Annotated in this window: 20 protein-coding genes and 1 other RNA gene; 14 read left to right on the plus strand and 7 right to left on the minus strand. The window is 68.0% G+C overall.

Annotated elements, in window-relative coordinates; all coding sequences use genetic code 11:
- Together J2S76_RS14045 and pyc are read right to left on the minus strand one after the other, a co-directional pair.
- A partial coding sequence (locus J2S76_RS14045) for a Re/Si-specific NAD(P)(+) transhydrogenase subunit alpha (RefSeq protein WP_307061174.1) occupies window positions 1–1131 on the minus strand: 1131 nt, incomplete at its 3' end.
- A gap of 56 nt (window positions 1132–1187) precedes the next feature.
- Complete coding sequence (gene pyc, locus J2S76_RS14050; protein WP_307061176.1) at window positions 1188–4661, minus strand: pyruvate carboxylase; 3474 nt, start codon at window positions 4659–4661, stop codon at window positions 1188–1190.
- 439 nt (window positions 4662–5100) lie between these two features.
- Here pyc and pyk point away from each other — a divergent pair, with 439 nt between their 5' ends.
- Together pyk and J2S76_RS14060 are read left to right on the plus strand one after the other, a co-directional pair.
- On the plus strand, window positions 5101–6648 hold the full coding sequence (gene pyk, locus J2S76_RS14055; protein WP_307061178.1) for a pyruvate kinase: 1548 nt from the start codon (window positions 5101–5103) through the stop codon (window positions 6646–6648).
- 121 nt (window positions 6649–6769) lie between these two features.
- Window positions 6770–7171: a GFA family protein gene (locus J2S76_RS14060; protein ID WP_307061180.1), complete on the plus strand. Its 402-nt coding sequence runs from the start codon at window positions 6770–6772 to the stop codon at window positions 7169–7171.
- Window positions 7172–7277: 106 nt separating this feature from the next.
- Here the strand turns inward: J2S76_RS14060 and J2S76_RS14065 are convergent, their stop codons facing one another.
- On the minus strand, window positions 7278–7790 hold the full coding sequence (locus J2S76_RS14065; protein ID WP_307061183.1) for a L,D-transpeptidase: 513 nt from the start codon (window positions 7788–7790) through the stop codon (window positions 7278–7280).
- Between the two features lie 270 nt (window positions 7791–8060).
- On the opposite strand from J2S76_RS14065, the gene J2S76_RS14070 reads away from it, so the two are divergent.
- The 7 genes from J2S76_RS14070 to J2S76_RS14100 all read left to right on the plus strand — a co-directional run bounded on the left by J2S76_RS14070 (window position 8061) and on the right by J2S76_RS14100 (window position 14494).
- On the plus strand, window positions 8061–8219 hold the full coding sequence (locus tag J2S76_RS14070) for a hypothetical protein (protein WP_307061185.1): 159 nt from the start codon (window positions 8061–8063) through the stop codon (window positions 8217–8219).
- Between the two features lie 99 nt (window positions 8220–8318).
- Window positions 8319–9026, plus strand: a complete 708-nt coding sequence (locus J2S76_RS14075; RefSeq protein ID WP_307061187.1) for a hypothetical protein — start codon at window positions 8319–8321, stop codon at window positions 9024–9026.
- Between the two features lie 193 nt (window positions 9027–9219).
- Window positions 9220–9786, plus strand: a complete 567-nt coding sequence (locus J2S76_RS14080) for a TetR/AcrR family transcriptional regulator (RefSeq protein ID WP_307061188.1) — start codon at window positions 9220–9222, stop codon at window positions 9784–9786.
- A gap of 84 nt (window positions 9787–9870) precedes the next feature.
- A complete protein-coding gene (locus J2S76_RS14085; RefSeq protein ID WP_307061190.1) occupies window positions 9871–11049 on the plus strand; it encodes a transporter substrate-binding domain-containing protein in 1179 nt (392 codons plus the stop codon).
- A gap of 14 nt (window positions 11050–11063) precedes the next feature.
- Entirely contained in the window at window positions 11064–11702 is a 639-nt protein-coding gene (locus J2S76_RS14090; protein ID WP_307061192.1) for an ANTAR domain-containing response regulator, read from the plus strand.
- A gap of 281 nt (window positions 11703–11983) precedes the next feature.
- Window positions 11984–13021 carry an aliphatic amidase gene (locus J2S76_RS14095; protein ID WP_018387813.1) on the plus strand — a complete coding sequence of 346 codons (1038 nt, stop codon included), beginning with the start codon at window positions 11984–11986 and terminating at the stop codon, window positions 13019–13021.
- 105 nt (window positions 13022–13126) lie between these two features.
- Window positions 13127–14494 (plus strand): extensin-like domain-containing protein, encoded by a 1368-nt coding sequence (locus tag J2S76_RS14100; RefSeq protein ID WP_307061195.1) that lies wholly within the window; start codon window positions 13127–13129, stop codon window positions 14492–14494.
- A 13-nt stretch (window positions 14495–14507) separates the two neighbouring features.
- Here J2S76_RS14100 and dapB read toward each other — a convergent pair whose 3' ends face one another.
- The 4 genes from dapB to J2S76_RS14120 all read right to left on the minus strand — a co-directional run bounded on the left by dapB (window position 14508) and on the right by J2S76_RS14120 (window position 17472).
- Window positions 14508–15317, minus strand: a complete 810-nt coding sequence (gene dapB / locus J2S76_RS14105; protein WP_307061197.1) for a 4-hydroxy-tetrahydrodipicolinate reductase — start codon at window positions 15315–15317, stop codon at window positions 14508–14510.
- 80 nt (window positions 15318–15397) lie between these two features.
- Window positions 15398–15776, minus strand: an RNA gene (rnpB, locus tag J2S76_RS14110) — RNase P RNA component class A.
- A gap of 128 nt (window positions 15777–15904) precedes the next feature.
- Window positions 15905–16519, minus strand: coding sequence for a lytic transglycosylase domain-containing protein (locus J2S76_RS14115; RefSeq protein ID WP_370874749.1), 615 nt, complete (start codon window positions 16517–16519; stop codon window positions 15905–15907).
- A 143-nt stretch (window positions 16520–16662) separates the two neighbouring features.
- The gene (locus tag J2S76_RS14120; protein WP_307061199.1) at window positions 16663–17472 is read right to left on the minus strand and encodes an N-acetylmuramoyl-L-alanine amidase; all 810 of its coding nucleotides are present in this window, start codon (window positions 17470–17472) and stop codon (window positions 16663–16665) included.
- 293 nt (window positions 17473–17765) lie between these two features.
- On the opposite strand from J2S76_RS14120, the gene J2S76_RS14125 reads away from it, so the two are divergent.
- From J2S76_RS14125 to J2S76_RS14145, 5 genes are read left to right on the plus strand one after another with little or no spacing between them, the layout of a single operon-like run.
- Window positions 17766–18245 carry a division/cell wall cluster transcriptional repressor MraZ gene (locus tag J2S76_RS14125; protein WP_307061201.1) on the plus strand — a complete coding sequence of 160 codons (480 nt, stop codon included), beginning with the start codon at window positions 17766–17768 and terminating at the stop codon, window positions 18243–18245.
- The gene (gene rsmH, locus J2S76_RS14130) at window positions 18242–19279 is read left to right on the plus strand and encodes a 16S rRNA (cytosine(1402)-N(4))-methyltransferase RsmH (RefSeq protein ID WP_370874750.1); all 1038 of its coding nucleotides are present in this window, start codon (window positions 18242–18244) and stop codon (window positions 19277–19279) included. Before J2S76_RS14125 ends, rsmH begins: the two co-directional genes overlap by 4 nt.
- A 9-nt stretch (window positions 19280–19288) precedes the next feature.
- Window positions 19289–19882, plus strand: coding sequence for a cell division protein FtsL (ftsL, locus tag J2S76_RS14135; protein ID WP_307061205.1), 594 nt, complete (start codon window positions 19289–19291; stop codon window positions 19880–19882).
- 16 nt (window positions 19883–19898) lie between these two features.
- Window positions 19899–21704 carry a peptidoglycan D,D-transpeptidase FtsI family protein gene (locus tag J2S76_RS14140; RefSeq protein WP_307061207.1) on the plus strand — a complete coding sequence of 602 codons (1806 nt, stop codon included), beginning with the start codon at window positions 19899–19901 and terminating at the stop codon, window positions 21702–21704.
- Window positions 21705–21743: 39 nt separating this feature from the next.
- Window positions 21744–23231, plus strand: a complete 1488-nt coding sequence (locus J2S76_RS14145; protein WP_307061209.1) for a UDP-N-acetylmuramoyl-L-alanyl-D-glutamate--2,6-diaminopimelate ligase — start codon at window positions 21744–21746, stop codon at window positions 23229–23231.
- Window positions 23232–23233 lie beyond the last annotated feature (2 nt).

Consider the following 23233-nt stretch of genomic DNA (forward strand, 5'->3'; position numbering starts at 1 on the left):
CGGCTTGAAGCCCGGATGCACCACCGCCCCGTCCTTGGTCAGCAGCGTCGCCTTCACCAGCTCGTCGTCCCACTTCACCGCGAGCGCCTTGGTGCTCTTGTCCACCAGCGTCTCGACAAAGGCGTAGAGGTTCTTGGCGTAGAGCTGCGAGGCGGTGGCCGCGAGGCGTCCCGGCACGTTGAGATGGCCGACGATTTTGACCCCGTTGGCCGTGGTCACCACCTCGCCGGCGACCGCGCCCTCGACATTGCCGCCGCGCTCCACCGCGAGGTCGATCAGGATCGAGCCCGGCTTCATCGCCGCCACCGTGTCGGCGGAAACGAGCTTGGGCGCCGGCCGGCCGGGGATCAGCGCCGTGGTGATGACGATGTCCTGCTTGGCGATGTGGGCGGCGGTGAGCGCCGCCTGCTTGGCCTGGTATTCCGCCGACATCGCCTTGGCGTAGCCGCCCGCGGTCTCCGCCTGCTTGAACTCCTCGTCCTCCACCGCGATGAACTTGGCGCCGAGGGATTCGACCTGTTCCTTCGCCGCCGGGCGCACATCGGTGGCCGAGACCACCGCGCCGAGGCGCCGCGCCGTGGCGATCGCCTGCAGCCCGGCAACGCCCGCGCCCATGATGAAGACGCGCGCCGCCGGCACGGTGCCGGCCGCCGTCATCATCATCGGGAAGGCCCGGCCGAACTCGGACGACGCGTCGATCACCGCGCGGTAGCCGGCAAGGTTCGCCTGAGAGGACAGCACGTCCATCACCTGCGCCCTTGTGATGCGCGGCATCAGCTCCATCGCGAAAAGCGAGGCGCCGGTGCCGGCGATCTCGGTGAGCGCGGCCTCATGGCCATGCGGGTCGGCGATGGCGATGACGAGCGCGCCGGGGTTGATCCCCTTGAGCGCCGACGCCTCCGGCCGCCGCACGGCGAGCACCAGATCCGCCCCCGAAACCGCCGCCGCATTATCCGCGACGACCGTGGCGCCCGCGCCCTCATACTCAGCATCGCCAATCCCCGACGCCACCCCCGCCCCAGAGGCGACAACAACAGTCGCACCAATACCGATATAGCGCTTTACCGTGTCGGGACTTCCCGCCACGCGCGGCTCAAGGCCCGCCTCTTCCTTCAGTATTGCCAATCGCATTTTTGCCTGCCTCCCAAGATCGCCTTCCTCCCGAGAAGGTCGTTAACCGTTTCGTTTCACGTCTGGTCGTCGAGAACGACCAGCAAATCCTTGGCGTCGATCGCGTTGCCGGGCGCCACCAGAATCTCCGCCACCGTGCCCGCGCGCGGGGCATGGATCGCCGTTTCCATCTTCATCGCCTCGATGGTGAGCAGCACGTCGCCGGCCTGCACCGCCTGCCCGCCCTGCACGGCGAGCGAGGAGATGGTGCCCGGCATCGGCGCGGCGACATGGGCGGGGTTGCCCTCCTCGGCCTTGCGCCGGCCGGCGATTTTCGGCACCGCGTCGCGGTCGACCGCCAGGATCATGCGCGGCTGGCCGTTCAGCTCGAAGAACACCTCGACCTGGCCATCGTCGCGGGTGTCGCCAAGCGCGGTGAGGCGCACCATCAGCGTCTTGCCGCGCTCGATCTCGATCGTGGTCTCGTCCCCAGGCTTCATGCCGTAGAAGAACACCGGGGTCGGCAGCGCCGAGACCGGGCCGAACTGGGCCAGCACCGGGGCGAAGTCGGAAAAAACCTTCGGGTACATCAGGTAGGAGGCGAGCTCGCGGTCGCTGGCGGTGCGGCCGAGCAGGGCCGACACATCGGCGCGTTCCGCCTCAAGATCGGCATCTTCCAGCAGCGAGCCATAGCGCACGGTGATCGGCGCCTCGCCCTTCAGCGCCTTCGTCTGCAGCGCTTCCGGCCAGCCGCCGAGGGGCTGGCCATATTCGCCATGCAGCATCGCCACCGCCGAGGCCGGGAAGGCGACGTCGCGGGCGGGATCCAGCACGTCGGCGGCGGAAAGGCCCTGGCTCACCATCATCAAAGCGAGGTCGCCCACCACCTTGGAGGAGGGCGTGACCTTGATGATGTCGCCGAACAGGTCGTTGGCGTCGCGATAGGCGCGCGCCACCTCGTGCCAGCGGCTCTCCAGCCCCATGGAGCGGGCCTGCTCCTTCAGATTGGTGAACTGCCCGCCGGGCATTTCGTGCAGATAGACCTCCGAGGCCGGGCCCTTGAGGTCGCTCTCGAAGGCGGCGTACTGGGCGCGCACGCCCTCCCAATAGAAGGAGATGCGGCGGATGGCTTCCGGGTCGAGCCCGGTGTCGCGCTCGGAGCCGCGCAGCGCCTCGACGATGGAGCCCAGGCACGGCTGCGAGGTCATGCCGCTCATCGCGTCCATGGCGAGGTCGACCGCGTCGACCCCCGCCTCCACCGCCGCCAGCACCGAGGCGGCCGCGACGCCCGAGGTGTCATGGGTGTGGAAGTGGATCGGCAGGCCGATCTCTTCCTTCAGCGCCTTGAACAGCACCTTGGCGGCGGCGGGCTTGACCAGGCCGCCCATATCCTTGAGGCCCAGCACATGGATGCCCGTCTTCTCCAGCTCCTTGGCCATGGAGATGTAGTATTTCAGGTCGTATTTCGACCGTGCCGGGTCGAGCAGGTCGCCGGCATAACAGATGGCGCCCTCGACCAGCTTGCCCGTCTTCAGCGCCTCGTCGATCGAGACGCGCATGTTCTCGATCCAGTTGAGGCAGTCGAAGACGCGGAAAATGTCCATGCCGGCATCCGCCGCCTGGCGGATGAAGAAGCGGACGACATTGTCGGGGTAATTGGCGTAGCCCACCCCGTTGGCGCCGCGCACCAGGGTTTGCGTCAGTATGTTCGGCACCGCCTCGCGGATCTTCGCCAGGCCTTCCCACGGGTCTTCCGAGAGGAAGCGCATGGAGACGTCGAAGGCCGCCCCGCCCCAGCATTCCAGCGACAGCAGGCCCGGCAGGCCGCGCGCATAGGACTCGGCGACGCGGGCGATGTCATGGCTGCGCATGCGGGTGGCGAGCAGCGACTGGTGGGCGTCGCGCATCGTGGTGTCGGTAACGAGCACCCGCTTCTGCGCCAGCATCCAGTCAGCGAAGCCCTTGGGGCCGAACTGATCGAGCAATTGCCGCGTGCCGGGGGCCGGCGCGGCGCGGAAGGCGGGCGGCTCGGGAATGCGGGCGGTGGCGGACGGCCGGGCGCGGCCCTTCACTTCCGGATGGCCGTTCACCGTGACATCGGCGATCCAGGCCAGCAGCTTGGTGGCGCGGTCGCGCCTTCCGCCGAAGTCGAACAGTTCCGGCGTGGTGTCGATGAAGCGCGTGGTGTAGCGGCAGGAGGTGAAATCGTCGTGCGTCAGCACGTTTTCGAGAAACGGCAGATTGGTCGCCACGCCACGAATGCGGTATTCGCGCAGCGCCCGGTGCATGCGGGCGATGACCTCGTCCGAGGTCGGCGCCCAGGCCGTCACCTTCTCCAGCATCGGGTCGTAGAAGCGCGTGACCACGGCGCCGGAATAGGCGGTGCCGCCATCGACGCGGATGCCAAAGCCCATGGCGCCGCGATAGGCGGTGATGCGGCCATAGTCCGGGATGAAATTGTTCTCGGGGTCCTCGGTGGTGATGCGGCACTGCAGGGCGTGGCCGTTGAGGCCGATCTCCGCCTGCGCGGGAATGCCGGTCTCACTGAGATCGCCGATATGCCCGCCTTCGAGAATGCGGATCTGCGCCTTGATCAGGTCGAGGCCGGTGACGACCTCCGTCACCGTGTGCTCGACCTGGATGCGCGGATTGACCTCGATGAAATAGAAGGCGCCGGTGTCGGCATCCATCAGGAACTCGACCGTGCCGGCGCCGACATAGTCGGTGGCCCGGCCGATGGCGAGCGCGGCGTCGGTGAGGGCCTTGCGGGTCGCCTCATCGACATAAGGCGCGGGGGCGCGCTCGATCACCTTCTGGTTGCGGCGCTGGATCGAGCAGTCGCGCTCGAACAGATGGACGAGGTTGCCATGGGTGTCGCCGAGGATCTGCACCTCGACATGCCGGGCGCGGCGCACCAGCTTTTCGAGATAGACCTCATCCTTGCCGAAGGCCGCCTTGGCCTCGCGCTTGGCGGTCATCACGGCGTCGAGCAGCTTGTCCTCGCTGTCGATCGGGCGCATGCCGCGCCCGCCGCCGCCCCAGCTCGCCTTGAGCATGACGGGGTAGCCGACCGCGCGGGCCGCCGCCAGCACCGCCTGCGGATCGTCCGGCAGCGGTTCGGTCGCCGGCATCACAGGCACGCCGACCGAGATGGCGAGGTTGCGCGCCGCCACCTTGTTGCCGAGGTCGCGCATGGTCTGCGGCGTCGGGCCGATGAAGATGATTCCCGCTTCCGCACACGCCTCGGCGAATTCGGGACTCTCGGAGAGGAAGCCATAGCCGGGATGGATGGCGTCGACCTTCGCCTCCTTGGCGACGCGGATCACCTCGTCGATGGAGAGATAGGCGTCGATCGGGCCCAGCGGCTTGGCCAGAAACGGGCCGCGCCCGACCAGATAGGCCTCGTCCGCCTTGAAGCGGTGCAGGGAGAGCTTGTCCTCCTCCGCATAGAGCGCGACCGTGGTGATGCCGAGTTCGGTCGCGGCGCGGAAGACGCGGATCGCGATCTCGGACCGATTTGCGACGAGGAGCTTCTTGATCGTTCGCGTCATGGCGTGGCGTCACCCGTGGTTGCGGTCAGCGAATGTTGAAAACTCGAAACCTGCATCCTGCTGCGGACCAAACGGGCGCCCCGCCTGCCTGCCGCTGCCGGAACCGGCAGAAGGGCGATGCATCAGCCATGCCGTATTCCGTGACGGGATACCGGCGCTCAGGCAGATGCCGCATGCGTGACACGCATAGTGGTATACAGAATTACGCATGCCAGCAAGATTTTTCAGCCGGACCGGCGTCGCGGGCGGCGTCCTGTCCCCGGCCTGGACGGTTGCCAATGCTGACCCAGCGTCACGCTTTTATGCGCCGCGCGGCCCTGCGCGTCGCGAAAGGGACACGCTGCGGTGCAAGATAACATCCGAGAGACAGACGTAGACTTTTGGTCCATATGAGACGCGCCGGTGCCGCGCATCGGCGAGCCCACCGACGGAGGATATTATGGTTAGCAGGCGTGGACGCGCGACCAAGATCGTGGCGACGCTGGGTCCGGCTTCTTCGAGCCCGGAAATGATCAAGGCGCTTTATGAGGCCGGGGTCGATGTGTTCCGGCTGAATTTCAGCCACGGCACCCAGGAAAACCATGGCCGCGTTCTGGCCTCTGTGCGGGCGCTCGAAAAGGAAGTCCGCCGGCCGATCGGCGTGCTCGCCGACCTGCAGGGCCCCAAGCTGCGCCTCGGCCGCTTCGAGAACGGCTTCATCAACCTGACCGCCGGCTCGACCATCCGCTTCGACACCGACCCGACGCCCGGCAACGAGACCCGCGTCTCGATTCCCCACCCGGAAATTCTCGAAGCCCTCAATGAGGGCTCCACCGTGCTGCTCGACGACGGCAAGGTGCGGGTACGGGTGGTGAAGAAGGGCGCCGGCTATATCGACGCCGAAGTGGTCGCCGGCAACAAGCTGTCGAACAACAAGGGCTTCAACGTCCCCGACGTGCTGCTGCCGGTCTCGGCGCTCACCGACAAGGACCGCTCCGACCTGTTCTTCGCCCTCGACCTTGGCGTCGAGTGGATCGCGCTCTCCTTCGTGCAGCGCCCCGAGGACGTGATTGAGGCCAAGGAGCTGATCCAGGGCCGCGCCCAGATCAACCTGAAGCTGGAAAAGCCGCTCGCGGTCGAGCACCTCACCCGCCTCACCGAGCTGTCGGACAGCATCATGGTGGCGCGCGGTGATCTCGGCGTCGAGCTGTCGCTGCCGGAAATCCCGGCGCTGCAGAAGCGCGTCATCCGCGAATCCCGCCGCCTCGGCAAGCCGGTGATCGTGGCGACGCAGATGCTGGAATCGATGATCAGCGCCCCGGTGCCGACCCGCGCCGAAGTCTCCGACGTCGCCACCGCCGTCTATGACGGCGCCGACGCGGTGATGCTCTCGGCCGAAAGCGCCGCCGGCCAGTACCCGGTGGAAGCCGTGGCGATGATGGACCAGATCATCAAGCAGGTGGAGCGCGATCCCGGCTACCGCGCGATCATCGAATCGCAGCGTCCCGAGCAGGGCCATTCGGTGGCCGATGCGGTGACGCAGGCCGCCTATCACGCGGCGCTGTCGACCAATGCGGCGGCGATCGTCACCTACACCCTGTCCGGCACCACCACGCTGCACGCGGCGCGCGAGCGCCCGCGCATCCCGATCATCGGCATCGCCAGCCAGCTGTCGACCGCCCGCCGGCTCGTCATGTCCTATGGCGTGCATGTCGTGCACGCGCCGGAGGAAATCCACACCTTCGGCGAGATGGCGGCCAAGGCGACGCAGGTGACGGTGGAGCATGGCTTCGCCACCGAGGGCGACCTGATCGCCATCACCGCCGGCGTGCCCTTCGCCACCCCCGGCACCACCAATGTGCTGCGCCTCGTCACCATCGACAAGGCGATGGCCCACCGCACCCCGCGCCCGGAAGAGGCCGGCGATTCCATGCGCCCGCGCGCCGCGGCGATGAAGGCGGACGACGCCGTGCTGCGCTCCGCCCCGGTGGAACCGGCAGCGGAGTGACGCGCCGCGGCTCACCCGCACCGACACACGAAAGGCCCGGCTTGCGCCGGGCCTTTTTCGTTGCAGGCGGGGCGGGGATCTGGCGGACTGGGGTGGCACTCGGCCAACCCAGGAGATCCCCATGACCCTTACCGGTGGCTGCAATTGCGGGCAGGTCCGTTACCAGATCGAGGGGGCGCCGCTGCGCGTCGGGCTGTGCCATTGCGCCACTTGCCGCAAGCAGTCCGGCTCGGCCTTCTCCTTCTTCGCCATCTGGCCGCGCGCACGCGTCAGCCTTTCGGGCGAGCTGGCCTGCTGGCAGGTCCGGGCGGGGGGAGAGCGCTTCTGCCCCACCTGCGGTTCGCAGCTGTTCTGCTGGGAGGAGGGCTCCGACGAGATCGAGGTCAAGCTCGGCACGCTGGACGCGCCGCCCAGCGCGCTGGTGCCGTCCTACGAACTGTGGACGATCCGCCGCGAGAACTGGCTGGCGCCGCAGGAAGGCTGCGCCCAGCACGCGCGCGACCGGGAGGAGAAAGGCGGATAGAGCCATGCGCTGACCAAGGATCAGCGCATGGCTCTACTTATTGTTTTGACGCATTTTCTTCACGCGAACCGGGCTCCACTTCGCTTGAAAATGCTTCGGGACGCCCTCAGGGCAGCATCACCACCGTGGTGCCGACGCGCACGCGCTCATACAGGTCGATAATGTCCTCGTTCAGCATCCGCACGCAGCCATAGGAGGCGAAGGTGCCGATGGATTTCGGCTTGTTGGTGCCGTGAATGGCGTATTGCCCGCCGCCCGTCAGCGTCATGGCGCGGGCGCCCATCGGGTTTTCAGGCGTGCCGCCGGCGATGACATCCGGCAGCTTCGGGTTGTCGCGCTTGATCTCCTCGGGCGGCGACCAGGCCGGCTCGACATATTTGCGCTCGATCCGGGTCTCGCCCTGCCACTGCTTGCCCTTGCGCCCGACCGCCACGGGGTAGCGGATCGCCTGCCCCTCGCCGACCACGAGATAGAGGGTGCGCTCCTTGGTGCTGACCACGATGGTGCCGGGGCGGTAGGCCGGATTGGCGAACGTCACCGTCTCGCGCGCCAGGCTCATGGAGGCGGGAATCAGCAGCGCCGCCGCCGCGACCAGGGCCAGGAGGATTCCACGCCGCATCATTCACTCCCCGCCCGCCGGCCCGTGCCGCATTGGCCTTCCTGATAGCAGCAACCCGCCCGCCCGGGGGCCCGGCCCCCTGCCGAGAGGCGATTCCCGGGAATCTTCGTGCCCTTTATGCAACAGTCGGCAAAATCCTAGACATGGCAGCGCGGTGCCCCCCTGCTGTCAATTGACCGCCACAAAGGAAGCGCTACTCAACATCTAGTTAAGACCCTGGCTCCGCCCGTCTCATTACTCCGAATTATTTCTAACCTAAGGTAATCCACCATGATCAAGTCGCTCCTCGTCGTCTCCGCCTCCATCTTCATGCTCGGCGCCGCCGTCGCCGCCGACATGCCCCAGCCCCAGCCGGTCAAGGCCCAGGCCGCGCCCGTCGGCAAGGCCCCGGTCGGCAAGGCTCCCGAGCCGATCGCCACCAAGGGCTGAGCCTCTTCGCCAGCGCACCCCGTTTGAGGCGTGCTTGACATAAGCGCGGCCGGCCCGTCCGGCCGCGCGATGTGTTCGAGAGAAAGACGGAGTGCCGTTATGACGATGATCTTCGCGATGACACGTTGCCGCCGCCTCGCCCTCGCGCTGTGCGCCCTCACGGCGTCCGGCCTGCTGGCCGCGCCGGCCTTCGCCACGCAGGCCGTTGCGACGCAGACGGCTGCGACGTCACCTTCCGGCACAAAGGTCGCCAGCATCAATGCCGGCGCCTCTGCCGCCACCACCCCCGCCGCCGCCACCTCTGCCGCCAGCGCCCCCGGCGCCTCGGAAGCCGCCGCCGTGCCGGCGCCGGCGCCCTATTATGTCGATTTCCGCGCCCGCACCGCCGCCACCTATGGCCATGCCTTCCTGTGGTACGGCAAGTCGAGCGAGCGCGCCGTTGAGGTGGCCGGCCTCCACCCGGCGACCGACAGCCCGGTGCCCTATGTGCTCGGGCACTTCATGTTCGTGCAGTCGGAAACCGGCGCCAGCTATGGCGATCTCGACGAGCAGTATCTGACCGCCAATTACCGGGTCTACCTGTCCGAGGAAGACGCGCCCAAGGTGTTCGCCTATATCCAGAAGCTGCAGAAGACGACGCCGTTCTGGAATGCCACCACCACCAACTGCACCTGGTTCATCGGCCAGGTCGCTTCCTTCATGGGTCTCGATACCCCCTCGCATCTTCTTCTTCCGGAGGATTATGTGAACGAGCTCAAGAAGATGAACGACAGCCGCAACATGGCGAGCCTCGCGCCCGGCCGCTGACAGCAGGGCTGCGCGTCTGGCCCGCGCGCAACGGCGCACGCCTACCGCACGCACCCCGCCCGCCTCCTCACACGCGACAATCCGGCACGGGCCGGTGGTCGGGACTTATTCCTATTCCCACCGCCGGCGATTTTGTGCTTTTAGGGCTTTCGCTTCAGGCGCCCGCGTGGGGCGCCCCTCCAGGAGAGCCGCGTTGCGGGTCACGAAAGCCAAGGTCGCCGAGCATCGCCGGGCGATCCTCGATTCCGCCTCCCGCCTGTTTCGCGAGCGCGGCTTCCGGGAGGTCGGCGTCGCCGAGATCATGCAGGCGAGCGGGCTGACCCATGGCGCCTTCTACGGCCATTTCCGCTCCAAGGCGGAGCTTGCCGATCACGTCTGCCAGGAGGCCTGCGCCAACGGGGCGCTGGCCTGGCTGAAATCGGCCTCGCTCACCGAGATTCTCGACCGCTACCTCACCCCCGCCCATCGTGACAACCCGGCCGCCGGCTGCGCCCTCGCAGCGCTGGGCGCAGAGGTCGCGCGCCAGTCGGGCGAGGTGCAGAAAAGCTATGCCGAGGGCACGGGCCACTATGTCGACGCCCTTGAGCGCCACATGGACGACGCCCCGCCGGAAGCTCGGCGCAAGCAGGCCATGGCGGTGCTGTCCTGCATGGTCGGCGCCCTTACCCTGGCGCGCGGCGTGGCGAGCGGCGACCCGGCGCTCTCCGACGCCATCCTCGCCGCCGCGCGCGAGCAATTGCGCAGCCATTTCGGCGCGTAAAGGGGGCAAACGCCGTATTGCGCCGCGCGCCCCCGGCTGGTCGCATGGGCCGGACGAGGTTCCGGTGCGGAGTGCAGGCGGCCGATGCGGAGAGCTTCCCCGGCTCATGAGACGAAAGACGCGGCCTGGCGGGTGGGACTGCTGTTCTCCGCCACTGGGGTGACGGCGGATGTGGAAACCTCGCAGCTCGGCGGCACGCTGCTTGCCATTGACGAGATCAACGCCGCCGGCGGCGTGCGCGGGCGGCGCATCGAGGCGGTGGCCTATGACCCTGCCTGCGACCCCCGCGCCTTTCGTGGCCTCGCCGAAAAGCTGCTGACCGAGGATGGCGTGCGGCTCCTCTTCGGCTGCTACATGTCCTCCACCCGCAAGGCGGTGCTCCCCATTGTCGAGGCGCAGGGCGGGCTGCTGTTCTACCCCACGCTTTACGAGGGCTTCGAGTATTCGCGCCACTGCGTCTATACCGGCGCGGCGCCGAACCAGAATTCGATCCAGCTCGCCGCCTATCTGCTGCGCCATTACGGCAACCGCTTCTTTCTCATCGGCTCCGACTACGTCTATCCCCACGAATCCAACCGCATCATGAGCGATTTCGTGGTGCAGTCGCGCGGGCGGGTGCTGGGCGAGGTCTATGTGCCGCTCAGTGCGCCCGAGGCCGCCTTCGCCGAGGTGATGGAGAAGGTGCGCGAGGCCGAACCGGACGTCATCTTCTCCACCGTGGTCGGCACGGACACCGCCCGCCTCTATGCGGCGCACCACGCCGCCGGCTTCTCGGCCCGCCGGCTGCCGATCGCCAGCCTCACCACTAGCGAGGCGGAGGTGGCGCTGATGCCGCGCGAGGTGGCGGTCGGCCACATCACCGCCGCGCCTTTCTTCGAGACGCTGGGCACGCCGGCGGCGCGGCGCTTCGTCGCCGCCTTCAAGAAGCGCAACGGCGTGCACCGGCCGGTGACGGCGGCGGCGGAGGCGGCCTATTTCCAGCTGCACATCGCCATGCAGGCGCTGGAGCGCGCCGGCACCGATGCGCCCGAAGCGCTGCTGGCCGAACTCGGCGCCGGCAGCTTCGAGGCGCCGCAGGGGCGGGTGCGGATCGAGCCCAGCAATCACCATGCCTGGCTGCGCCCGCGCATCGCCGAGATCGGCGCGGATGGGCGCTTTCACATCGTGTGGGATGCCGGGGCGGCGGTGAAGCCGGACCCCTATTGCGTGGTTCAGAACCTAGACGACTGGCCGGCCGATGGCCGCCGGTTCGCGCTGTCGTGACGGGAGGCGGCGAGATGGCGATGCAGGTGCTCAAGGATTTGCGCGGCCTTCGGGTGTCGGTGATCCACCCGCCCGACGAGGAGCGCCCGAGCCTCATCGAGCATCTGCGCCGCATCGGCTGCACGGTGGAAACGGTTTGGCCGGTGCCGGCGGAATGGCCCTTGGGCGCCGATGTCGTCCTGCTCGCCATCGAGCCGGACGCGCGCGCCGACATCAAGGCCCTGCTGAAAGGCGACCCCGCCCGGCGCCCGACGCTGATCGCGGTGGTGGGCTACGAGAACCCGGCGACGCTGCAAATCGTGCTGGAAGCCGGCGCGGTGGCGGTGGTGGAGCGGCCGATCCGCCCCTTCGGCCTGCTCACCCACCTCACCATCGCCCGCACGCTATGGCTGGAGCGCGAAGAGGCGAGGAAGCGGGTCGCCCGGCTGGAGCACAAGCTCGCCGGCCTGCAGACGGTGCAGCGGGCGAAGTCGATCTTGATGGAAAATCTCGGCTTGAGCGAGGAGGACGCCTATCAGAGCCTGCGTCGGCAGGCGATGGCCAAGCGCATGCCGCTGGAGGACATGGCGGCCTCGCTGATCCACGCCTCCGAACTGTTGCAGATGTCGCCCCGCAGCCGCGACGCGCGGGCCGGGCCGCCGGCCGGCTCTTGAAGTCGCGCGGCGAGGGTGATTAGATAGTGCTCATGGACGATTTCCGGGCAGAGGGCCCGCGGATCGCTCTTCCGCCCGCCACCAATGCTGTTGGCCGGCCCTGGCACTGTCGCCCGAAAGGCTCGCGAGAGCCCGACGGGTTTTTTTGTGCCTGATCTAGCGTGGACCGGCCACGGTCGCTCCTGGGAACAACGCGGTTCCGCCCCCATCCCCCTTCCCGACACCGCAAGGCCCCGGCCGCCCGCGAGGCGCGCCCGCGCGCCTTTTCGAGGAGACTTCCCATGTTGCACGGCGACATTTCCAGCAGCAAAGACACCGTCGGCGTGGCGGTGGTGAACTACAAGATGCCGCGCCTGCACACCAAGGCCGAGGTTCTGGAGAACGCCCGCAAGATCGCCGACATGGTGGTGGGCATGAAGATCGGCCTGCCGGGCATGGATCTTGTGATCTTCCCCGAATATTCGACCCACGGAATCATGTATGATTCCAAGGAGATGTACGAGACCGCCTCGACCATCCCCGGCGATGAGACCGAGATTTTCGCCGAGGCCTGCCGCAAGGCCAAGGTGTGGGGCGTGTTCTCGCTCACCGGCGAACGCCATGAGGAGCACCCCAACAAGGCGCCCTACAACACGCTCATCCTGATGAACGACAAGGGTGAGATCGTGCAGAAATACCGCAAGATCATGCCCTGGGTGCCGATCGAGGGCTGGTACCCCGGCAATTGCACCTATGTCTCGGAAGGACCGAAGGGGATGAAAATCTCCCTCATCATTTGCGACGACGGCAATTACCCGGAAATCTGGCGCGACTGCGCGATGAAGGGCGCCGAACTCATCGTGCGCTGCCAGGGCTACATGTACCCGGCCAAGGAGCAGCAGGTGCTGATGTCGAAGGCGATGGCCTTCGCCAATAATGTCTATGTCGCGGTGGCCAATGCCTCCGGCTTTGATGGCGTCTATTCCTATTTCGGCCACTCGGCGATTGTCGGCTTTGACGGGCGCACGCTCGGCGAATGCGGCGAGGAGGACTATGGCATCCAGTACGCCGCGCTGTCCGTGTCGCTGATCCGCGACGCGCGCAAGAACATGCAGTCGCAGAACCACCTCTTCAAGCTGGTGCATCGCGGCTATACCGGCCTGATCAATTCCGGCGACGGCGACAAGGGCGTGGCCGCCTGCCCCTATGATTTCTACGCCAAATGGATCGCCGACCCCGAGGGCACGCGGGAAATGGTGGAATCCTTCACCCGCTCCACAGTCGGCACCGAGGAATGCCCGATCGAGGGGATCCCGAACCCCGACACCACCCATCGGTGAGGCGGCAGCGCAGAAAGGCCGGGCAAAAGCCCAGCTTTTCTGTTTTCCACCGCCGGCATGGGCGGGCTTAACCGGCTGTCAACCAAGAGCGGCTAGCGTCTGCCCATGACGCGCGGCGTATCCTGGTTTTTCGTAGCCCCGCTCGTCCTTCTGGGGCTTTCCGGTTGCAAGTTCGGGCTGTACGAGCAGCGCGAACCCTGGCGCACGGAAGCCGAGGAACGGTGTCTGGCGGAGGGCCGGGTCAAGCCCTCCGCCTTCATCGTCCCGGACAGGGCGATCAATGGCGCCGGCACATGCGGCATGGACCATGCCTTCCGCATCACAGCTTTTTCCGAGGGATCTGTTGAGGTTAGCCCGCGTGCGACGCTGGCCTGTCCGATGACCTCGGCCGTCGACCAATGGGTGACGCAGGACGTTCAGCCCGCCGCCATGGCCTGGTTCGGCCAGCCGGTGGTGAAGGTGAAGCAGATGTCGTCCTATTCCTGCCGGCGGATGAACGGCGCGAAGACGGGCAAGATTTCCGAACACGCCTTCGGCAACGGCCTCGACATTGCCGGCTTCGTGCTCGCCGACGGACGCGAGATTTCGGTCAAGAAGGACTGGAAGGGCAGCCCCGATGCGCGCGGGTTCCTGTTGACCGTGCAGGCCGATGCCTGCGAGCGCTTCACCGTCGTGCTGGCGCCCGGCTCGAACATCTACCACTACGATCATATCCACATCGACCTGATGCGCCGCGCCTCCGGAAGCTCGACCTGCAAGCCTCTGGCGCAGCGTCCGAAGCCGCCGCGCCTGCCGGTGTTCAAGGCGCCGGCCTACAAGGCCCCGCCCTATGGCGCCTCGTGGCAGGCCGGGCCGATGTCGTCGGTGCCGGGTGCCGCCGAGCCAGCGGAGAATTACGGCCCGGAAGGCGCCGAGCAGGAGGGTTATGATGGCGAGGCCAGCGCGCCCGCGCCTCTGGCGCCGTCCCGCCCGGCGGCCGCGCGGACAATGCCCGCTGCCACCTATCCGGCGGCGCCGGCTCCCGCCTATTCCAACGCTCCCACCTCTCCGGCGGCAAGGCGCGTTCCCGCCGGCCCCGTGGGGGCGCCGATGGTGCTGACCCCGCCGGCGGTCGATCCGTATGCCAATGGCGGCTACGCACCGGACCCTCTCCCCGGCGCGCCGTCGCAGCAGGGCTATCCCGCCCAGACCTACCCGGCCCAAGCCCGCCCGGCCCAAGCCCGCCCGGTCCAAGCCCGCCCGGCGCAGACCTACCCGGCCCAGACTTATCCCACTCCCGCGCCGGCGGCTCCCGCAGCGCCGGCCCGCACGCGGCCGCCCGGTCTTCTCCCGCCCGGCAGCATCCCGCTGGCGAAATGGCTGGGGCTCGACACGACGCCGACGGCGTCGACCGGCAATGTGCGCTCCTTCACCACCGAGCGGGAATTCGCCAGTCCGATACCAGGCGTGGACGTCGAAAAAGGTGCCGACTGAGCCTTCGCGGGCGTCAGTCGAGCAGCGTGTCGAGGCCGCGCTTCACCCCGACCCATCCCCGCACCTTGCGGGCGGCGAGCAGCGTGCCGGCGACATAGGGCGCGGCCGAGGAGCCGGCGTCGTGGCGGATGGTCAGACGTTCGTCCGGGGCGCCGAAGATCGCCTCCACCCCCAGCACGAAGGAGGGCAGGCGCAGCGCGTGCACCCGCACCTCGCGCGGGCCCTCGCCAAAGGCACCGCCGCGGGTCTCGGGCACGCCGACCACTTCGGAAATCGGGCGCGATGTGGCCGGCTGGCGTACCCCCGTCAGCGCTTCTGCCAGTTCGCGGCCGGTACCGGAAGGAGCGTCCGGCTTGCCGGCTGAGGCGTAGTCGATGAGTTCGACATCGGCGACATACTTTGCCGCCTCCAGCGTGAAGCGCTTGAGCAGGGTGGCGGTGATGGAGAAATTGCCGGCCGCCAGCAGGCCGGCCTGATGCGCCCGCGCCACCTCATCGAGCTCGGCATAATCGGCGGCACCTAGCCCCGATGTGCCGATGACCACGGCGAGACCTGATTCCAGCGCGGCGCGGGCATTGGCCTTCACCACGCCGGGCTTGGTGTAGTCGATCAGCACGTCGGCGGGAACGGCGAGAGCTTCGGCCACGCTGGCGAAGACCGGGACCCCGCTCGCGGCGCCGCCGAGCGCGGTGCCCAGGTCACTGCCGGCCTGCGAGCGGGCAATGGCGGCGACCAGTTCGAGGTCCGGGGCGGCGGCGATGGCCGGCGCGAGGGCGCAGCCGACCCAGCCGGTGGCGCCGGCGAGAATGATGCGGATCGCCATGACGGGCTCCTTGGCGGCGGGCGGGGACCGCAGTCGTAGCAAGCCCGGCGCCCGGCGCCAAATGGCGCGCGGGGGAGGAGGGTGCCAGCCGGCCTATAAGCCGGGTTTTGTATGGCGGGATTTCTCCCACGTGACGGCCATTCCTCTGGGACGCCAATTGCTTGGCGCCTCAAGCAGTCAACCCGGGTGGCTGTCCGAAGACGGGACCTGAAGCGAAGCTTCGTGCCACCCCTATACGACTTTGCTCCCGGTGGGGTTTGCCGTGCCGCCTCCGTTGCCGGACGCGCGGTGCGCTCTTACCGCACCGTTTCACCCTTACCGCGGGCGAACCCGTGGCGGTCTGATTTCTGTGGCACTTTCCCTAGGGTCGCCCCCGCCGGACGTTATCCGGCACCGTGTCTCCGTGGAGCCCGGACTTTCCTCGGCATCTTGCGATGACGCGGCCGTCCGGCCGGCTGGCGGCGCAGCAATGGGCGAGGCGCGTGGCTGCGTCAAGTGCGGGGAGGGGGATGGGCCGCCGGGCACGCCCAAGGCTGGGGACGACGCGGTCCGTTGCCTCTGCCACAGGCGCAAGCCCAGAGGTCGCGTCAGTTCGAGGCCATGATGGTGCGGGCCTTGCTGCAATAGCTGCGCGCCGCCGAGGACATGCGCTTGGCGCCATGCCCACCCTGGTAGCGCATCACGGTGCCACAGGTGTCGCCGCCGGCCAGGCGATAGGCCCCGGCGAGGTAGCGCATGCCCCAGCGGATATTGGTCGCGGGTTCATAGAGCTTGGCGCGTGAGCCCTTATAGCCGAGGCCGCGCGCGGTCTGGTGCTTGATCTGCATAAGCCCGACCTCGCCGGCCCGGCCGGTCACATGGGGCTTCCAGTTGCTCTCGATACGCACCACGGCGCGGGCGAGGGCGACCGGGATGCCATTGGCGCGGGCCTCACGATCGACAATGCCGACCAGTTTATTCTCGGAGGTGGAAACGTTTATCTCTGAAATTTCAGGAGATTCTGGGGCGGGGCGCTCGAAAATTGATTTAGCGCTGGCGATGTTCGCGGAAGAAGTAATGAAGAGGGTGGCGATGAAGGAAGCAGTTAGGAGATTGGAGACGTTCATTACGCGGCGAAAGCCTTTTCGTCCGGTTGCGACGGCCGGGAAAAGCCAAGAAAATCTGTTGCGAATGTGACGTTGAAAGCGCGAATAGGGTCGCAATCCAGACGTGCGACGGTCGCAAGCGAGGGGAAATACCGCGCAATGTGGTGCAATCGCAGCGATGTTGAACGATGCTTGCTTCGGCGGGGCAGGTTGCGCAACATCCTGTCGCGGTGCGCCTGGATTATGAGCGTGCCGCTATTTCAGGCGGAGGTGGGAGGCGTGGGTGGAGCGTCATCGATGGCTCCCGGCCGGGCGGCGCAGAGCGCGTAGAGCGTCGCCAGCGTCGAGACATCGGCGATGCCGTCGATCCGGGCGCGGCGGAAATGGCGCTGGAAGGCGCGCACAACGGCCTGCGTCGTCTCGCAGAACGTCCCATTCACCGGCACGCCATAGCCATAGAGGGCGAGCATGGCCTGCAAGGCCTCGATGGGCTGACCATGCTCGCCGCGCATGAAGAAGCGCCCGTCGCTCGGCGGGGCTTCCGGCACCAGATGACCGACGCCGAAACGGTGCAGCATCTCCCAGGGAAATTTCTCACCCGGATCGTTCTTGCGCAGGGGGGCGACGTCGGAATGGGCGAGTACGCGGTCGGGGGGGATGGGGTGGCGCGACAGAATGTCCTTGGCCAGTGCGGTGACGGCCTCGACCTGGATGGCGGGGAAGGGCGGGTAGCCGAAATCATGGCCCGGATTGGCGATCTCGATGCCGATCGAGTGCGAATTGATGTCGGTGGCTCCCGCCCAGAAGCCGGCACCGGCATGCCAGGCACGGCGCGCTTCAGGCACCAGCTGCAGGATGCGGCCATTTTCCAGCACGACATAGTGTGCCGAGACCTGCCGCTCCGGCGATCGCAGCCAGTCGACCGCCTCGGTCGTTGATTCCATGCCGGTGTAGTGCAGCAGCAGCATGTCCGGCCGGGCGACGCCCAGGCGCGGGCCATGGTTCGGCGAGGGCAGCACCTGCGCAACCAGCGGCGAGTCGGGCGGAAAGGGGGCGTCGGTGTCGCTCATCGCGCAGCAGCTAATCCCGACGGGCGGGTGATTCAACAGATTCTTAAGGTTCATGGGGCGTTAATCGCGAGATGCCGATCGCGGCGGAATCACCCCTGTGGACCCTCCACAGGACGTGGATTCGCAACGGTCATTCCATTGACGCCCATCGTGTCCCATGGTATCCCAAATCATCCCGTTGCAGTACCGCGTAAGCAATGCCGATGGCGCCTTTCCGGCGCCAGTCGTCCGGCATTTCCTGTGCGGAGAAGACCCTGCCGCGGGGCGTGTTTGCGTAGGGGCGTACCGGGCCGATGGAACGTTTCGTATCGACCTATCCGATGCGGCTCGATTCCAAGGGCCGGATGTCGATCCCGGCACTGTACCGCGCACTTCTGGCGCGGGACGGCCTGGAACACCTGTATTGCCATCCGGCGCTCGATCGTCCCGCCCTGCAGGCGGGCGGCGCGCGGCTGATGGCGGGGATCGACGCCCTGATCGCGCGCTATCCGCCCTATTCGGATGCGCGCGAGGAACTGGCGGGCGCGCTCTACGGGGCGATCGAGATGGTGAAGCTCGATCCGGAGGGCCGCGTGATGCTCAGCGAGGGGCTGAAAGCCCATGCGCATATCAAGGACGAGGCCGTGCTTGTCGGCCTCGGGGATCATTTTCGAATCTGGGAGCCCGATCGCTTCCGGGCGCATCTGGCGGAGGCCACCGCGAAAGTGCGCGCGCTGAAGCAGGAGATCGGCTCCCAGGGGGCGACGCGGGATTCCCGCGCCGATGGGGTATGATGGCGGGTCGCGGCGGTTCGGAGACGGACGCTGCCGGCGGACCGGCCCGTCATCTGCCTGTCCTTCTGAACGAGGTTCTCGACCATCTCGCCCCGCAGCCGGGCGGCGTCTATGTCGACGGCACCTTCGGCGCCGGCGGTTACACGCGCGCCATTCTCGAGGCGGCGGATTGCCGGGTGATCGCCATTGACCGCGATCCCAACGCCATTCGCGACGGGCAGGAATTGGTGGCGACCTTTGCAGGTCGGCTGACGCTGGTGCCCGAGCGCTTCAGCGCGCTCGACGCGGTGGCGCAGGCGGCCGGCGAAGCGCTGGTCGATGGCGTCGTGCTCGATATCGGCGTCTCTTCCATGCAGATCGACGAGGGCGAGCGCGGCTTCTCCTTCCGCCGCGACGGGCCGCTCGACATGCGGATGTCGCAGGACGGGCCCTCCGCCGCCGATCTGGTGGCGAAGCTGTCCGACACCGAGCTGGCAAACCTCATCTATCGCTTCGGCGAGGAGCGCCATTCCCGCGCCGTCGCCAAGGCCATCCTCGCGGCGCGGGCCGAGGCGCCGATCGAGCGGACGCTGCAGCTGGCCGATATCGTCTCCAAGGTGGTGTGGGCCAAGCCGCATGAGCCGCATCCCGCCACCCGCACCTTCCAGGCGCTGCGCATCGCGGTGAATGACGAACTGGGCGAACTGGCCCGTGCCCTTGCCGCCGCCGAGCGCATCCTCAAGCCCGGTGGGCGCCTGGTGGTGGTGACCTTCCATTCGCTGGAAGACCGCATCGTCAAGAACTTCCTCGCCAACCGCTCCAAGGTCGCCTCCGGCTCGCGCCACCTGCCGGCGGTTGCGGGCGCGGCGCCGAGCTTCACGCTGCTGGCGCGCGGCGCGGTCGAGCCCGGCGAGGAGGAGCGCGCCGGCAATCCCCGGGCGCGCTCGGCCAAGCTGCGCGCGGCCGCCCGCACCACGGCACCGGCCCACCCCTATGGCGATCTCGGATCGCTGCTGCCGCCTCTGCCCGTCCTTGACGCCCACCGCCGCCGCTGAGGTCGAGACATGTTCCGCATCTTCAATGCCGTCTCGGTCATCGCGCTGCTTGCCGCCGCCGGCACGGTCTACCATGTCAAATATTCCTCGGCTTTCGAGGCCCAGGAAATCGCCAAGCTGCGGACGGAAATCCGGGCCGAGCGCGACCGTATCGCCATTCTGCACGCCGAATGGGCCCGCCGCACCGCGCCCGACCGCGTCCAGGCGCTGGCGGAAAAGCACCTCGACATGCAGCCGCTCGATGTCGACCACATGGACCGTCTCGCCAGCCTTCCCGCCAAGCCGAGTGCGGGTGGCGACGGGCTGAGCGGCATGATCGAGGCGCTGGTGGACGGCCCCTCGCTGAACCCGCCGGCGCCGGAAACCGCCGCGCCGAAGCCAGCCAAGCCGGCACGCAGCACTCCGGTCGCCCGGCTTCCCGACGATGCACCGCTGCCCGAGCAGCCTTTCTCCGCCGAGCCGCTGCCGCTCTCGGCCATGCCGTCGGCCGGCGCGATGGGCACGCCGCGCCGCAGCCCGGCCGGGCCGCAGGGCGTTCTCGGCGCGCCGCTCAATCCAGCAGCGGCTGCGCCGCTGCTTCCCCCCGGCGATGTCGGCCAGTAGTCCCCGAGGTGGCACCATGACCCACGTTCCCAAGATCTCCGCCTCGCCGATCGGCCGTGGCCTGCTGCGCCTGCCGCGTCGTCTGCTGCGCCTGCCGCACGCCCTGCTGCGCGGCCTGCTGGCCATCGTGCGCGCGGCCTTCGGGCGCGGCCGGCCGGAAGCCCATGCGGTGGCGCGGGCGCGCATCGTGCTGTGCATGCTGGTATTTGCCGGGGCCTATCTCGCCATTGCCGGCCGCCTTGCCATCCTCGCCTCGGCGCCGGAAGGCGCGGTGGCGCGTCGGATCGTTTCCACCGACGCGGTGGCTTCGGCGCGGCCGGACATCGTGGATCGCAACGGGCTTGTGCTGGCCACCGATGTGAAGTCCGCCTCGCTCTATGGCGAGCCGCGCCGGCTGATCGATGTCGACGAGGCGGTGGAGGCACTCACCGCCGTGCTGCCGGACCTCGACGCCAATGAACTGCGCCAGCGGCTCTCCACCGATCGCGGCTTCATCTGGCTGCGGCGCGACATCACCCCGCAGCAGCAGCGCGAGATCCACAATCTCGGCCTTCCCGGCATCGGCTTCATGACCGAGAACCGGCGCATCTATCCCGGCGGCACGCTGGGGGCGCATGTGCTCGGCTCGACCAATATCGACAATCAGGGCATTGCCGGCATCGAGAAATGGGTCGACACGCGCGGCCTTGCCGACCTTCACCTCGCCGGCTTCGCCTCGGACCGGCAGCAGGAGCCGGTGGAACTGGCGCTCGATCTGCGCGTCCAGCACGTGCTGCGCGACGAACTCTTTGCCGCCAAGGAGAAATTCAAGGCGATCGCTGCCGCCGGCACGGTGGTCGATGTGCGGACCGGCGAGATCGTGGCCATGGCCTCGCTGCCGGATTTCGACGCCAACGACCCCGCCCGCTCGCTCGACCCGAAGAACCTGAACCGCCTGACCACCGGCGTGTTCGAGATGGGCTCGACCTTCAAGGCGCTGACCTTCGCCATGGCACTGGACAGCGGCCGCTACACTATCAACTCGACTCTGGACGCGCGCGGGGCGCTGAGTTTCGGCCGGTTCCGGATCAGCGACTATCACGCCGAGAACCGCGTGCTGACGCTGCCCGAAGTGTTCCTGTTCTCGTCCAATATCGGCACGGCCAAGATGGCGCTGTCGCTAGGCGTCGACGCCCACAAGGCGTTCCTCGCCAAGACCGGGCAACTCGACCGGCTGCGCACCGAACTGCCCGAGAGCGCCATGCCGATCGTGCCCAAGCGCTGGGGCGAGGTGAACACCGCCACCATCGCCTTCGGCCACGGCCTCGCGGTCGCGCCGTTGCAGGCGGTGATGGCGGTGAATGCGCTGGTGAATGGCGGCTACCTGATCCCGCCCACCTTCCTCAAGCGCACGCGCGAGGAAGCGCTTGCCGCCGGCACGCCGGTGATCAGCCCGAAGACCAGCGCCCAGATGCGCTATCTGTTGCGCCTCAACGCCGAGAAGGGCTCGGCCAAGAAGGTCAACGTTCCCGGCTTCTATGCCGGTGGCAAGACCGGAACGGCGGAGAAGGTGATCAATGGGCGCTACTCGAAGACCAAGCTGCTGACGACCTTCACCGGCGTATTCCCGATGGACAATCCGCAATACCTCGTGCTGGTGATGCTCGACGAGCCGCAGGCGGTCGAGGGCACCTATGGCTACGCCACGGCGGGCTGGAACGCGGCGCCGACGACGGGCAAGATCATCTCCCGCATCGGGCCGATGCTCGGCATCATGCCACGCACCGAGGTGCCGCCGGCCGAAAGCCTGCTCGCCAACACCACGCTGGCGCGCGCGCAGTGATGTGAAACGGCGCCGGATGCGGCGCGCAGGACGACGCCAATGCCTGATCGGATGCGACCCACGGTCGACTGCGCCCGCCGCCTCTCGCTGAGGGGCCTGATCGGCGAGGATGCCGACTATGCCGGCGCCGATCCGGAGCTTTCCGTCGGCGAGCCCTCGCTTGACAGCCGCAGTGCGCGGGCGGGCGACGTGTTCTTCGCGCTTTCGGGAGCGAAGACCGACGGTCTCGCCTATGCCGGCGACGCCATCGGACGCGGGGCCGTCGCTGTCGTGGCCGAGGCGGAGCGGCCGGACTGGCTCGATCCCGCCATCTCCTATGTGCGCGTCGGCAATGCCCGCCGCGCGGTGGCGCTCGCCGCCGCGCGGGCCTTTCCGCGCCAGCCGGAGACCATCGCCGCCGTCACCGGCACCTCGGGCAAGACCTCGGTGGCCGCTTTCGCCCGGCAGATCTGGCAGGGCCTCGGCTTTTCCGCCGCCAGCCTCGGTACGCTCGGCGTTGTGGGGCCGTCCGGTGCGGTCTATGGCACGCTGACCACGCCCGACCCGATCGAACTGCACCGTACCCTTCACACGCTGGCCGAGCAGGGGGTGACACATCTGTGCGTCGAGGCCTCCTCGCACGGCCTGGATCAGCACCGCCTCGACGGCGTGCGGCTGAAGGCTGGCGGCTTCACCAATCTCTCGCGCGACCATCTCGACTATCACCCTGATATGGAGGCCTATCTCGACGCCAAGATGCGGCTGTTCCGCGATCTGGTGCCTAGGGGCGGCGGGGCGGCGGTGTGGGTCGACACCACCGAGGGGAGCCATGTCGCCCAGATCGCGGCCGAGCATGAGCTGAACGTGCTCGGCATCGGCGTCGCCGGGGCCGGCATCGCGCTGCTGTCGCGCGCGGATGAGGGGCTTGGCCAGCGTCTGGAAATCGAGGTCGAGCGCGCCCGCCATACGCTCAAACTGCCGCTGGTCGGCGCCTTCCAGGCCTGCAACGCGCTGGTGGCCGCCGGCCTCGTCCTGCTTACCGGCAGCCCGGCGCGCGAGGTGATGCCGCTGCTGGAGACGCTTGAAGGGGTGCCTGGTCGGCTGGAGCTGGTCGGCACCAGGAGCGGCGCCGGCGTGTTCGTCGATTATGCCCACAAGCCTGACGCGCTCGCCAACGTCCTGGACGCGCTGCGCCCCTATGCGAGCGGGCGGCTGATCGTCGTCTTCGGCTGCGGCGGCGACCGCGACCGCGGCAAGCGCCCGATCATGGGCGCGATCGCCGCCGCGAAAGCCGACATCGTCATCGTCACCGACGACAATCCGCGCAGCGAGGACCCCGCTTCCATCCGTGCCGCCATTCTCGCCAGCGCCGCCGGGGCGCGCGAGATCGGCGACCGCGCCGAGGCGATCGCAGCCGCCATTGCCCTGGCCGGGCCGGGGGATGTGGTGCTGATCGCCGGCAAGGGTCACGAAACCGGCCAGATTATCGGCGACCGGACATTGCCATTCTCCGACCGCGACGTCGCGGTCGGGCTTCTCGGGAGATGACC

The sequence above is a fragment of the Ancylobacter vacuolatus genome (assembly GCF_030813595.1).
GTDB lineage: Bacteria > Pseudomonadota > Alphaproteobacteria > Rhizobiales > Xanthobacteraceae > Ancylobacter > Ancylobacter vacuolatus.

Bases quoted from the DNA above. Each gene is read 5' to 3' on its own strand.
- pyc (WP_307061176.1), bottom strand. From the start codon at position 4,661: ATGACGCGAACGATCAAGAAGCTCCTCGTCGCAAATCGGTCCGAGATC.
- pyk (WP_307061178.1), top strand. From the start codon at position 5,101: ATGGTTAGCAGGCGTGGACGCGCGACCAAGATCGTGGCGACGCTGGGT.
- J2S76_RS14060 (WP_307061180.1), top strand. From the start codon at position 6,770: ATGACCCTTACCGGTGGCTGCAATTGCGGGCAGGTCCGTTACCAGATC.
- J2S76_RS14065 (WP_307061183.1), bottom strand. From the start codon at position 7,790: ATGCGGCGTGGAATCCTCCTGGCCCTGGTCGCGGCGGCGGCGCTGCTG.
- J2S76_RS14070 (WP_307061185.1), top strand. From the start codon at position 8,061: ATGATCAAGTCGCTCCTCGTCGTCTCCGCCTCCATCTTCATGCTCGGC.
- J2S76_RS14075 (WP_307061187.1), top strand. From the start codon at position 8,319: ATGACGATGATCTTCGCGATGACACGTTGCCGCCGCCTCGCCCTCGCG.
- J2S76_RS14085 (WP_307061190.1), top strand. From the start codon at position 9,871: ATGCGGAGAGCTTCCCCGGCTCATGAGACGAAAGACGCGGCCTGGCGG.
- J2S76_RS14090 (WP_307061192.1), top strand. From the start codon at position 11,064: ATGGCGATGCAGGTGCTCAAGGATTTGCGCGGCCTTCGGGTGTCGGTG.
- J2S76_RS14095 (WP_018387813.1), top strand. From the start codon at position 11,984: ATGTTGCACGGCGACATTTCCAGCAGCAAAGACACCGTCGGCGTGGCG.
- J2S76_RS14100 (WP_307061195.1), top strand. From the start codon at position 13,127: ATGACGCGCGGCGTATCCTGGTTTTTCGTAGCCCCGCTCGTCCTTCTG.
- dapB (WP_307061197.1), bottom strand. From the start codon at position 15,317: ATGGCGATCCGCATCATTCTCGCCGGCGCCACCGGCTGGGTCGGCTGC.
- J2S76_RS14120 (WP_307061199.1), bottom strand. From the start codon at position 17,472: ATGAGCGACACCGACGCCCCCTTTCCGCCCGACTCGCCGCTGGTTGCG.
- J2S76_RS14125 (WP_307061201.1), top strand. From the start codon at position 17,766: ATGGAACGTTTCGTATCGACCTATCCGATGCGGCTCGATTCCAAGGGC.
- rsmH (WP_370874750.1), top strand. From the start codon at position 18,242: ATGATGGCGGGTCGCGGCGGTTCGGAGACGGACGCTGCCGGCGGACCG.
- ftsL (WP_307061205.1), top strand. From the start codon at position 19,289: ATGTTCCGCATCTTCAATGCCGTCTCGGTCATCGCGCTGCTTGCCGCC.
- J2S76_RS14140 (WP_307061207.1), top strand. From the start codon at position 19,899: ATGACCCACGTTCCCAAGATCTCCGCCTCGCCGATCGGCCGTGGCCTG.
- J2S76_RS14145 (WP_307061209.1), top strand. From the start codon at position 21,744: ATGCCTGATCGGATGCGACCCACGGTCGACTGCGCCCGCCGCCTCTCG.